We start from the raw sequence: 12,074 nt of genomic DNA on the forward strand, positions 1-12,074 counted from the left end.
AATCGGTCTGCATTTCGAGAACCTTGGCTACGTCGGTATGCCGTTCAGCTCATACCCAGTGCTGCGCCCACCTGCATCCGTTTTCCGCAATACGCCCCGCGCCAGCAGGTCGTTGATATCACGCAAGGCCGTGTCCGGCGAACATTTGGCAATGGCCGCCCACTTGCTGCTGGTGAGCTTGCCTTCGAAGCCGTCGATCAGCCGGTTGAGCAGCTTCGCCTGTCGCTCGTTCAATGGCGTGGTCGCCCAGCGCTGCCAGAACCGTGTCTTGACGAACACGGCGTCGAGGCTGTGCTGTGCCTGATCGAGGGCGCGATGGAGGGTGTCGAGAAACCAGGCGAGCCACTCGGTGACATTCATCGACTGTTTCTGAGTCCGTTCCAGAATGTCGTAGTAGGCCGTGCGTTCCCGCTGGATCTGCGCCGACAGGCTGTAGAAGCGCTGGGGGCTGCCGTCGGCGCGCGCCAGCAACAGATCACCGATGGCTCGGGCGATACGGCCGTTGCCGTCGTCGAACGGGTGCAGGGTGACGAACCACAAATGGCCGAGCCCGGCCTTGATGAGCGGAGGATCCTTCGAGGCATCATTGATCCAATCGAGGAATCGACGCGTTTCCGCGTCCAGACGATCCGCCGGCGGCGCCTCGAAATGGACACGCTGTCGGCCGATCGGGCCGGACACGACCTGCATCGGACCGCTAGTATCGTCGCGCCAAGTTCCGACCTTGATCTTGGACAGACCTGAGTAGCCGGTGGGAAACAGCGCTGCGTGCCAGCCGAACAACCGCTCGCGTGTCACCGGCGCATGGCAGTCGGCGGTGGCATCAAGCACCATCTCGACCACGCCTTCGACGTGACGATCAACCGGGGCCAGGGCGCCGATATCCACGCCAAGACGACGGGCGATGGACGAACGCACGGATTCGACATCGAGATGCTCACCCTCGATCTCACTGGTCTTCACCACGTCCGCGGTGAGCGCGCCAAGGCTGGCCTGATCGCGCAGCGCCATCCCGACATCGGCCAGGCGTCCCAGCAAGAAACCCTGTGCGCGACTCACGTCCGCCATCGGACCGGCCAATGTCGCCAGGTCAAAACGCCAGTTCGGCCAGTCGTTGGTCTGCCAGATGTACTTGCAATCACCGCTGTTCATGCGGAGATTGTGGGCCGGATTCTCCGCATCGGGCAAGTTATTCACCGCACCTTGTGCGGTTAAAGTGGGCGCTATTCGCCTTGGTCTGTGGTCAGCCACTCCGCGATGCCCTACCCTGTGACATCAAGATTCATCTTGACGGAATCGGCCATGTCGACCACTGCCCGCGAGAAGTTCTCATCCCAAGCTGCGCCCGAGGTTCTGGCAGCACTGCGTCAGATCGCCGAAGGCCAAGGGCGCCAATTCCAATCCGTGTTGGACGAAGCCCTGCGCGAGTACATCGACCGCCAGCAGAAGGAGCGGCCGCGGCGGCATGTCATGACCGCGTTCGCCTCCAGTCTCGATGAGTTCGAGAGCCTGTATCGCGAACTGGCCAAGTGACCAACCGAGATTATCCAACCATGGCCGATGTCATCGGCATACACACTCTCTTGATCCGGCGCTATGGCGCAGCGCCCGGCATGCGCGATCCAGGCGCGCTGGAAGCAGCGTTGTTCCTGCGTCAGACCGGTTACCACAAAGACATCCTTGCCTAAGCGGTCGCAATGGTAGAGAGGCTCGGCCTCAACCATCTTTTCGTGTACGCAAACACGCGAGTCGCCTTTGCCGCCATCGACGTCTTTCTGCGCAGCGACCGACGGCACTTAGCCCTGTTGCCTCACCCGGCCTGCACGCAAAATAGTTGCCGCGCATGAAGCGCAGAGAGCATTTCCACAACCGCCGCTCCCGACATCTCGCGCGACCCCAGCAATTGGCATATGCTCGCGCGTATGTCTTCGCCCTTCCCGTCGGATCGATCTCCTATGCACCCTGAACGCCACGTCCGCCTGTTTCGCAACGGTCGCAATCAAGCTTTACGCATCCCTCGGGAGCTCGAGCTGGACGCGGACGAGGCGATTATCCGCAAGGACGGCGAGCGTCTGATCGTCGAGCCGGTGAAGCGACGGCCGGACCTCGCCACGCTACTCGCCGGATGGGAGATGTTGGACGAGACCCTCCCCGATGTCGACGAAGGGCTATTGCCCTTTCGGTTGGACGACATCCGACTTTAAACCGCGCCCGGTGCGGTATGCGATGTTTTTGGATGGGATCGGCCCCGGCAAACTTGACGACCGCTGAAGTCGGCGCGGTTTAGATATTAAAAAGAACTAGAATTTTAAACCGCGTCCACGCTAAGGGCCGTGGATGCGCGAAACGTCGTTCTCGCTGGAAAATGGGCATCTCGCTCTGGACGCGGTTTAAGTGCCATGGCAAACATTGCGGGCCTGCGCTACCTGCTCGACACCAACATCCTCTCCGCGCTGATCCGTCAACCCCGGGGAACGGTGGCCGCGACGCTCGCTCGGCGCGGCTACGGAAAGGGATCCGCCCCTTGCCCCCACGACATTCCGTGCTGACCTTGCCGGACGATTCCACCATCGCCGACTATCCACCCTTACTTCCGCCAGAGAATCGTCATCCCGAGCCGCGCGGCCGGGGCTCCCCCTTCCCTATGGAGTTGCGTAGACTGGCGCCCGAACTGCCGGTACAAGGTTGGGCTCGTATTCTTGGGACGTCAGCCCGTCTCCGAGCCCCGCGCACCGTGAATCCAACAGGGAAGCTCACCCGGGCATGAACAAGAAGGCGCTGACCGAAGCAGACATTCGCTCCAAGTTCATCACGCCCGCGCTGGTCGGTGCGCATGGGGACAAGTGGGACCTCCTGACACAGGTGCGCGAGGAGGTCTACTTCACCAGAGGCCGGGTCATCGTTCGCGGGAAGACGGTGAAGCGTGGCGTCGCCAGACGCGCCGACTACGTCCTCGTGTACAGGCCCAACATCCCGCTCGCCCTCATCGAGGCTAAGGACAACAATCACGCCGTCGGCGACGGCATGCAGCAAGCGCTGGACTGCGCGGAAACCCTCGATATTCCCTTCGTCTACAGCTCCAACGGCGACGCCTTTCTGGAACACGACCGCACGGTGACCACCGGAGCCGTGACGCGCGAAATCCCCCTCGACCAATTCCCCACCCCGGCCGAGCTCTGGGCGCGCTACTGCAAGGCCAAGGGGTTGGTCGCGGAAGGGCAGGCCGTCACGGTTCAGGACTATTTTGACGACGGTTCCGGCAAGGCCCCCCGCTATTACCAGCGCATTGCCATCAACCGCACCGTGGAGGCCATTGCCCGCGGCGCGAGCCGAATCCTGCTGGTCATGGCCACGGGGACGGGCAAGACCTACACCGCCTTTCAGATCATCTGGCGGCTGTGGCGATCGGGCGCCAAGAAACGCATCCTGTTTCTGGTGGACCGCAACATCCTGGCCGACCAGACCAAGACCAACGACTTCAAGCCCTTCGGTCAGGCCATGACCAAGATCACCAACCGCACGGTGGACAAGGCGTTCGAGATCTATCTCTGCCTCTATCAAGCGGTGACCGGTACCGAGGAAGAGCAGAACATTTACAGGCAGTTCTCCCCGGATTTCTTCGATCTGGTCTTCGTGGACGAGTGTCATCGGGGCAGCGCCGCGGACGATGCCGCCTGGCGAAAGGTGCTCGAATACTTCTCCACGGCGACCCAGATCGGGATGACGGCCACCCCCAAGGAGACCAAAGAGGTCTCGAACATCGACTACTTCGGCGAGCCCATCTACACCTACTCGTTGCGGCAGGGCATCTCGGACGGCTTTCTCGCGCCCTACAAGGTCGTACGCATCGGGCTTGATCGGGATCTCGACGGCTGGCGCCCGGAGTCCGGGCAAACCGACAGGTTCGGTCATGCCATCGAGGACCGCGAATACAACGACAGCGACTACGACAAGAACCTCGTCCTCGACCAACGCACCACCCTGGTCGCCGCCAAGATCACCGAGTTTCTCAAGGCGACGGACCGTTTCGCCAAGACCATCGTCTTCTGCCAAAACATCGACCATGCGGAGCGCATGCGTCAGGCCCTGGTCAATGCTAACCCGGACCTGGCAGCCGCCAACAGCAAGTACGTGATGCGCATCACCGGCGACAACGACGAGGGCAAGGCACAGCTCGACAATTTCATCGACCCGGAATCCACCTTTCCCGTCATCGCCGTCACCTCCCAGCTCATGTCCACCGGTGTGGATGCCCAGACCTGCCACCTGATCGTGCTCGACAAACGCATCGACTCCATGACCGAGTTCAAGCAGATCATCGGCCGCGGCACCCGCATCAACGAGGACTACAACAAGCTCTACTTCACCATCATGGATTTCCGGCGGGCGACCGCCCTTTTCGCCGACCCGGACTTCGATGGCGATCCCGTACAGATCTACGAGCCAGGCCCCGATCAGCCGCCCATCCCGCCGGACGATAAGCCGCAGGAAGGGGAAGGAGAGGCCGGCGGGGAGGGCGACGCTGATCCGTTCGACGGCAATCAAGACACGTCCGGCCCCGGCGTCACGCGCTACTACGTGGACGACGTCGAGGTCCGCATCGTCACGGAGCGGGTGCAGTACCTCGATGCGGACGGCAAGCTCATCACCGAGTCCTTGCGGGACTACTCCCGCAAGACCTTGCGCAAGACCTACGCCTCCCTGGACGCCTTCCTCAACGCCTGGAACGACGCCGACCGCAAGCAGGTCATCCTGGAAGAGCTTGTCGCCCAAGGTGTGTTCCTCGACGAGCTCGCCGAACAGGTCGGCCGCGACTACGACGCCTTCGATCTCGTCTGCCACGTCGCCTTCGACCAACCGCCCCTGACGCGGCAGGAACGGGCCGAGAAGGTGCGCAAGCGCAACGTCTTCGGCACCTATGGCGACCAGGCCCGCGCTGTCCTCGATGCCCTGCTCCAGAAATACGCCGATGCCGGCATCCGCAGCGTCGAGTCCCTGGACATCCTCAAGGTGGACCCGCTGCCCACCTTGGGCACCCCGATGGAAATCGTCAAACTCTTCGGCGGCAAGAGCGCCTATCTTGCCGCCGTGCGTCAACTTGAAACCGCCCTGTATCAGAAGGCCGCCTGACCCATGCCAAATGTTTCCAATCTCGTCAAGACCATCCAGGACATCATGCGCAAGGACGCCGGCACCTACGGCGACGCGCAGCGGCTCGAACAACTCGGCTGGATGTTCTTCCTCAAGATCTTCGACGACCGCGAGAAGGAGCTGGAGCTGTTGCGGGACGACTACCGCTCGCCACTCCCCGAGCGGCTGCGCTGGTCCAGTTGGGCGGCGGACGACGAAGGCATCACCGGCGATGCCCTGCTCGACTTCGTCAACAACAGCCTGCTGCCCAGGCTCAAGGCCCTGACTGGCGGCGGCGACAAAATCGCCGGGCTCATCCGCATGAGCTTCGAGGATGCCAACAACTACATGAAGAATGGCACCCTGATGCGGCAGGTGATCAACAAGATCAACGGCATCGACTTCAACGCCTCCGATGACCGCCACCTGTTCGGCGACATCTACGAGAAGCTGCTGAAGGATCTGCAGTCCGCCGGGAATGCCGGGGAGTTCTACACCCCGCGCGCCGTCACCCAGTTCATCGTCGAGCAGGTCAATCCTCGCCTCGGCGAGACCCTCCTCGACCCCGCCTGCGGCACCGGCGGCTTCCTCGTCTGCGCCATCGAGCACCTGCGCAAACAGGCCAAGACCGAGGCCGACGAGCGCACCATCCAGGACTGCTTCGCCGGGATCGAGAAGAAGCACCTCCCGCACGTCCTGTGCATGACCAATCTGCTCCTGCACGGCATCGACGTCCCCTCCAACGTCCGCCACGACAACACCCTCGCGCGTCCCTTGCGTGACTGGGGACCCAAGGAGCGGGTGGACGTCATCGTCACCAATCCGCCCTTCGGCGGCATGGAGGAGGACGGCATCGAGGCCAATTTCCCCGCCGAGTTCCGCACCCGGGAGACCGCCGACCTCTTCCTCGTACTGCTGATGAAAGTCCTCAAGCCCGGCGGCCGCGCCGGCCTGGTGCTGCCCGACGGCACCCTCTTCGGCGAAGGCGTGAAGACCCGGATCAAAGAGGCCCTGCTCACCGACTGCAACCTCCACACCATCGTCCGCCTGCCCAACGGTGTCTTCAATCCCTACACCGGCATCCGCACCAACCTGCTCTTCTTCAACAAGGGTGCGCCCACCACCCACGTTTGGTACTACGAGCACCCCTATCCGCCCGGCGCCAAGAGCTACAACAAGGGCAAACCCATCCGCATCGAAGAGTTCGAGGCCGAGCGCGCCTGGTGGGGCGACGAGCAGGACGGCTTAAAGGCTCGCGTGGAAAACGAGCAGGCCTGGCGCGTCTCCATCGACACCATCAAGGCCGGCAACTTCAACCTCGACCTCAAGAATCCTCACAATTCGGACACAGGTCCGGGGGATCTGGACCACCTTCTACCCGAATACGAAAAGCTCCTCGCCCAGATCGCCGAGACCCGCGGGCAGTTGAAGGCACAGCTCATGGAGGCCCTGACGCGATGAAGGCTCAAGAGCTTGCTGACTATCGCGACCTGCTCGGGGACATCAAGGCCCGTGTCCGCCAAGCCCAGCGCCGCGCGGCCCTGTCCGCCAATGCCGAGATGATCCGCCTCTATTGGGATATCGGCTGCCTGATCGCCGCGCGGCAGGAACGGGAAGGCTGGGGGGCTGGGGTCATCCCGCGACTGGCCCTGGATTTGAAGAACGAACTGCCTGAGCAGAAGGGATTTTCAGAACGGAACATCAAGCGGATGCTGCGATTTTTTCGCGAATACCCGAGGTTGCTGCATCCCGCTACTGGTGCAGTGCCGCCGCCTGCGGCACTTTTGCAGAGACTCGACGAGCATGGATCCGCAATTGTGCCGCAGCCTGCGGCACAATTGGCATCCGCCGAGGCTGAAACCGACACCGGTGCAATGCCTGCTGCGCTCGCCTTCGGAATCCCCTGGTTCCATCACGTCATACTCATTGAAAAGATCAAGGATCCGCCGACCCGTCTCTGGTATGCCCGACAGACCCTGGACCAGGGCTGGAGCCGCGAGACGCTCACGGTTCAGATCAAGCAGCGGGCGCACGAGCGTCAAGGCGGCGCCGTGACCAACTTCGCGAGCACACTGCCGCAGATTCATGCCGGCATCGCTCAAGGGCTACTAAAGGACCCCTACCTCTTCGACTTCCTGACGCTGGAAGAGCCATTCCACGAACGCGAGCTCGAAACCGGCCTGCTTGCACACATCCAGACCTTTCTGATCGAGCTCGGACGCGGCTTCGCCTTCGTGGGCCGCCAGTACCGGCTAGAGGTCAGCGACCACGAGTTCTATCTCGACTTGCTGTTCTACCACCTTCACCTGCGCTGCTTCGTCGTGGTCGATCTCAAGAAGGGTGATTTCAAGCCCGAATATGCGGGGAAGATGAATTTCTACTGCTCGGTCGTCGATGACAAAGTCCGCCACGAAGATGACGCGCCAACGATCGGACTTATCCTGTGCCAGACGAAAGACCGCATCCTCGCGGAATATGCCCTGCGCGACATCAATAAGCCGATTGGTATTGCTGACTATGAATTGACTCGGGCGCTGCCTGCGGCATTGGCGAGCAGCTTGCCGAGTATCGAGGATATTGAGGCGGAACTTTCTTTAAGTATGAAGGATGAAGATTGAAGTATGAAATCGGATCGCGCTGCCCCTTCATCTCTCATCCTTCAAACGTTCCTCCAGAAGTTCGACCAGTTCGCCGCCGCACCCGATACGGTGGCGAAGATGCGGAAGCTGATTCTGCAACTGGCTGTTCAAGGGCGATTGAAATCGCAAGGCGATGAATTGAGCTTTCCGCAAGTTCGCTTGGACAGTCTGGGCTCTTGGGCGCAAGGTTGCGGTTTCCCGGTGGCTGAACAAGGGCACGCTGATCGGCCGATTTTGTTCTCAAAAGTAAGCGACATGAATCTTTCGGGGAATGAGCGCGAGATCCTCAAGACGAACCACACAATCGACGAAGCGGCGGCGAAACGCCTGCGGATAAAGGTGCATCCGCCTGGCACAGTGATTTTCCCCAAGATTGGTGGAGCCATTGCGACAAATAAGCGACGTGTGCTCGTGCGGCCTACGGCCATTGACAACAATTGTTCAGGAATCATTCCGAACGAGTCGTGCAGCACGCATTGGCTCTTCCTCGTTCTGAGTGCGATAGATCTCGCGGAGTATCAGTCAGGAACTTCAGTGCCTGCCGTAAATCAAGGCGCACTTGGCGAGATTGAAGTCTCCCTCCCACCGCTCGCCGAGCAGAAGCGGATCGTGGCGAAGGTGGATGAGTTGATGGCGTTGTGTGATCGGCTGGAGGCGCAGCAGCAGGAACGGGAGACGCGGCACGCCGCGCTCGCCCGCGCGTCGCTGGCCCGCTTTGCCGACTTGCCTACCCCGGCCAACCTCGATTTTCTCTTCCATTCATCCTTCAGCATCCAACCTTCAGACTTACGGAAGTCTATCCTCACCCTCGCCGTCCAAGGCAAACTCGTCCCCCAAGATCCCAAGGACGAACCGGCGGAGAACAGCGTCGGTCGGAACGAAGAATTGAGTGCCGATGCGCCATTCGAGATACCTGACCAATGGAAGTGGACTCAGTTGAGCCAACTCGCGGAAATCAACGGTGGCTTCGCATTCAAAAGCACTGCCTACACGGATGAAGGCATAAGAGTTGTTCGAATCTCAGACTTCGACGAATACGGCTTTAAAGATCACAAAGTTGTTCGGTATCCGTTCAGTCCTGATCTTCGAAAGTTCACGCTCGCCGAGAGTAATATTTTGATGGCAATGACTGGAGGGACCGTTGGCAAGAGCTACTTCGTGAGGTGTCTGCCAGAGCCGATGGTTGTGAATCAGCGGGTCGCGACGATCAAAGTGTCCGAGAACATAGATCCGAGTTACGTCGATATTGCGATCAGATCGGAGATGACCCAGGAAGTCATCCGGAAAGCGAAAAACTCTACGAACGACAACATCTCAATGGTTGAAATCAAAGGATTTGCGATCCCAGTCCCACCCCTCGCCGAACAACGCCGGATCGTCGCCAAAGTGGACCAACTGATGGCCTTGGTGGACGCCTTGGAAACGCAGCTCGCAGCCTCCCGCGCCACCGCCGCGAACCTACTCGAAGCCCTCGTCGCTGAGCTCACCGCTCAGGTCTGATCGATGCCGATGCGTCCACAAAGACCCTTCGAGCACGAAGCCACCCTTGAAGAGCTCGCGGGCGTAGGCAAGAACTCCGCTTCGACGCGGTCATCGACGATGAGGACGTTGAAGCGATCTTGTCAGCGCAGTTACGTCATCCCGTTCGTGGGTGCCGGTATGTCCAAGGGTGCGGGATGCCCCGAGTGGATGACGATCGCACGAGCTGATCCGAGGTCCGCACCCCGGATCGGCCTTGCTCGTAACTCCGTCCATCGTGCCACGTGGCGCAGAGCGCCAGGCGCATGCGTGACACCGCAGAGCGGGTGTCACGAGCGAGTGATTCTTTGGGTTGCCGGTCTTCCGAGCAAGGCCCCCCGGATCCACCAAAGGTCGCAGCCGATCCACTCCTGAGGCTTCATCCTCGAACCATGGACTTCGCCACCCTCGACACCCTGCGCACCCATCACCCCGCATGGCGGCTGCTGCGCTCGGATCATGCCCCGCTGGTGGCGAGCTTTCTGAACCGCGTCTTCGTTCAGCCCAACGTCCGGGTGATGGCGGCGGCGGATCTGGCCGAGGCGCTCGAAGACGAGTTGTATGCACTGCGCGAGCGTCTCGGCGAGGGCAGCTTCCCCAAACCGGCGTTGGACTATCTCAACGATTGGGCGGGCCCGGAGAAGGGCTGGCTCCGTAAGTTCTACGCCCGTGACTCGGACGAGCCGCAGTTCGATCTGACACCGTCGACCGAGAAGGCGATCGCCTGGCTCGACACCCTCTCCGAGCGCAGCTTCGTGGGGACGGAGTCGCGGCTCTTGACCCTGTTCGAGCTGCTCAAGCAGATGAGCGAGGGCAGCGAGGCCGATCCCGAGAAGCGCATCGCGGAGCTCGTCAAGCGGCGCGACGAGATCGATGCCGAGATCGCGCGGGTGCTGGGCGGCGACGTGCCGCTGTTGGACGACACGGCGCTGAAGGATCGCTTCCAGCAGTTCATGCAGTTGGCACGTGAGCTGTTGACCGACTTTCGCGAGGTCGAGCATAACTTCCGTCTGCTCGATCGGCGGGTGCGCGAGCGGATCGCGCTCTGGGAGGGTGCGAAGGGCGCGCTCTTGGAAGAGATCATGGGCGAGCGCGACGCCATCGCCGACTCCGACCAGGGACGCAGCTTCAGGGCCTTTTGGGATTTCCTCATGTCCAGCCGTCGGCAGGAGGAGCTGACCGAGCTGTTGGACCGGGTGCTCGCCCTGCCCCCGGTCGCGGAGCTGAAGCCGGATGCGCGCACCCGCCGGGTGCATTACGACTGGCTCGAGGCCGGCGAGCACACCCAACGCACGGTCGCGCAGCTCTCGCAGCAGCTGCGGCGCTTTCTCGACGATCAGGCGTGGCTCGAGAACCGGCGCATCATGGACATCCTGCACGGGATCGAGGCCAAGGCGCTGGCCCTGCGCGAGCATCAGCCGACGGGCGAGGTGATGCGCATTGCCGAGTCCGCCGCCGCTATCGAGCTGCCGATGGAGCGCCCGCTCTACACCCCGCCCCTGAAGCCGGTGATCGCGGATCTAGAGCTGCAGGCAGGCGACGCCGATCTGGACGCCGATGCGCTCTATGCGCAGGTCGTGGTCGACCGCGCGCAGCTTGCCCGACACATCCGCCATGCCTTGCAGGATCGCTCCCAGGTCACGCTGCGCGAGCTGACCGAGCTGCAGCCCTTGACGCAGGGCCTCGCGGAGCTGGTGGCCTATCTTCAGTTGGGTAGCGGCGCCTTTAAGACGACCCTGGACGAGAATGCCCCGGAGGTGATTGTCTGGGAGACGCGCACCGGCGACGGCATGGCGGTCCAAAAGGCCGCCCGACTGCCCCGCGTCATCTTTGTCAGAGAGAGGTGAGGATGGACGACGACCAAGGACAGGCCCGGGACGCCCCGGCGCTCGCGGCCGGGGCGGAGCTGTCCGCGCTGGTGATCGGCCTGCTCAAAGGGGTCATCTATCGCGAGGGCGACGAGCGACTCTGGGGCACGCTGGTCGACCTGCAGGCGCGGGTTCGGGACTATGTGTCGGTGCTCGGACTGGAGCTGGTGCTCGACGAGGCGGAAGGCTACGCCTTCCTCAAGAGCCGCGCCGAGACCGCCGAGGACGAGGCCGCGCCCAAGCTGCCGCGTCTGGTCGCGCGTCGGCCACTGTCGTTTCCGGTCAGCCTCTTGCTGGCCTTGCTGCGCAAGAAGCTCGCCGAGTTCGATGCCGGCGGAGCCGAGACGCGACTCGTGCTCTCGCGCGACGAGATCGTCGAGCTGGTGCGGGTCTTTCTGCCGCAGAGCAGCAACGAGGCGAGACTCATCGACCAGATCGAGACCCACATCAACAAGGTCGTCGAGCTGGGCTTCCTGCGCCGGCTCAAGACAGCCGGCGGCTCCGCCCGCGGCCCGGACAGCTACGAGGTGCGGCGGATCCTGAAGGCCTTCGTCGATGCCCAATGGTTGGCGGACTTCGACGCACGGCTGGCGGTCTATCGGGCGCAGGTCGATCCGGACAAGGGCGCTTGAGCCGTCAGGGCGACGGCCTCGATCATCGTTTCGGCCACATCGGCAGTGTCCAGATCGCCGCCCGGGTACGCCGACTTTAGTCGGCTCCTGGGGAGGCGGACTTCAGTCCGCCGTGCGAGCGCGCTCGGGCGACTGAAGCCGCCCAAGCGCGCGAGCCGACTGAAGTCGGCGTACCCGGGCGTGCGGCCGGAGTTTGGCATCCGGCCGGGGAACCCGAGAGGCCTGGACGAAAGGATCAGCAAGGCCGGGGCGACGAGCGCAAGGGGTTGAAACCATTCGGCAATCGC

Annotated in this window: 11 protein-coding genes; 10 read left to right on the forward strand and 1 reads right to left on the reverse strand. The window is 62.2% G+C overall.

Features of this window, described 5'->3' with window-relative positions; genetic code table 11:
• Positions 1–27: 27 nt before the first annotated feature.
• A complete protein-coding gene (locus THIMADRAFT_RS00305; RefSeq protein WP_040729267.1) occupies positions 28–1,152 on the reverse strand; it encodes a Fic family protein in 1,125 nt (374 codons plus the stop codon).
• 150 nt (positions 1,153–1,302) lie between these two features.
• On the opposite strand from THIMADRAFT_RS00305, the gene THIMADRAFT_RS00310 reads away from it, so the two are divergent.
• The 10 genes from THIMADRAFT_RS00310 (at position 1,303) to THIMADRAFT_RS00350 (ending at position 11,787) form a co-directional block, all read left to right on the forward strand.
• Positions 1,303–1,533: a hypothetical protein gene (locus THIMADRAFT_RS00310; protein ID WP_007190940.1), complete on the forward strand. Its 231-nt coding sequence runs from the start codon at positions 1,303–1,305 to the stop codon at positions 1,531–1,533.
• Positions 1,534–1,553: 20 nt separating this feature from the next.
• Positions 1,554–1,688 carry a hypothetical protein gene (locus THIMADRAFT_RS28160; RefSeq protein WP_007190941.1) on the forward strand — a complete coding sequence of 45 codons (135 nt, stop codon included), beginning with the start codon at positions 1,554–1,556 and terminating at the stop codon, positions 1,686–1,688.
• A 267-nt stretch (positions 1,689–1,955) separates the two neighbouring features.
• Positions 1,956–2,204, forward strand: a complete 249-nt coding sequence (locus THIMADRAFT_RS00320; protein ID WP_007190942.1) for an antitoxin — start codon at positions 1,956–1,958, stop codon at positions 2,202–2,204.
• Positions 2,205–2,399: 195 nt separating this feature from the next.
• On the forward strand, positions 2,400–2,549 hold the full coding sequence (locus THIMADRAFT_RS27315; RefSeq protein ID WP_007190943.1) for a PIN domain-containing protein: 150 nt from the start codon (positions 2,400–2,402) through the stop codon (positions 2,547–2,549).
• A 214-nt stretch (positions 2,550–2,763) separates the two neighbouring features.
• The gene (hsdR, locus tag THIMADRAFT_RS00325; protein WP_007190944.1) at positions 2,764–5,130 is read left to right on the forward strand and encodes an EcoAI/FtnUII family type I restriction enzme subunit R; all 2,367 of its coding nucleotides are present in this window, start codon (positions 2,764–2,766) and stop codon (positions 5,128–5,130) included.
• Between the two features lie 3 nt (positions 5,131–5,133).
• Positions 5,134–6,591, forward strand: coding sequence for a type I restriction-modification system subunit M (locus THIMADRAFT_RS00330; RefSeq protein ID WP_007190945.1), 1,458 nt, complete (start codon positions 5,134–5,136; stop codon positions 6,589–6,591).
• The gene (locus THIMADRAFT_RS00335) at positions 6,588–7,748 is read left to right on the forward strand and encodes a PDDEXK nuclease domain-containing protein (RefSeq protein ID WP_007190946.1); all 1,161 of its coding nucleotides are present in this window, start codon (positions 6,588–6,590) and stop codon (positions 7,746–7,748) included. Before THIMADRAFT_RS00330 ends, THIMADRAFT_RS00335 begins: the two co-directional genes overlap by 4 nt.
• A gap of 3 nt (positions 7,749–7,751) precedes the next feature.
• A complete protein-coding gene (locus THIMADRAFT_RS24265; RefSeq protein ID WP_007190947.1) occupies positions 7,752–9,269 on the forward strand; it encodes a restriction endonuclease subunit S in 1,518 nt (505 codons plus the stop codon).
• Between the two features lie 410 nt (positions 9,270–9,679).
• Positions 9,680–11,134, forward strand: a complete 1,455-nt coding sequence (locus tag THIMADRAFT_RS00345) for a DUF3375 domain-containing protein (protein WP_007190948.1) — start codon at positions 9,680–9,682, stop codon at positions 11,132–11,134.
• 2 nt (positions 11,135–11,136) lie between these two features.
• Positions 11,137–11,787, forward strand: coding sequence for a DUF4194 domain-containing protein (locus THIMADRAFT_RS00350; protein ID WP_007190949.1), 651 nt, complete (start codon positions 11,137–11,139; stop codon positions 11,785–11,787).
• Positions 11,788–12,074: the final 287 nt, after the last annotated feature.

The organism is Thiocapsa marina 5811 (genome assembly GCF_000223985.1).
Taxonomy (GTDB): Bacteria; Pseudomonadota; Gammaproteobacteria; order Chromatiales; family Chromatiaceae; genus Thiocapsa; species Thiocapsa marina.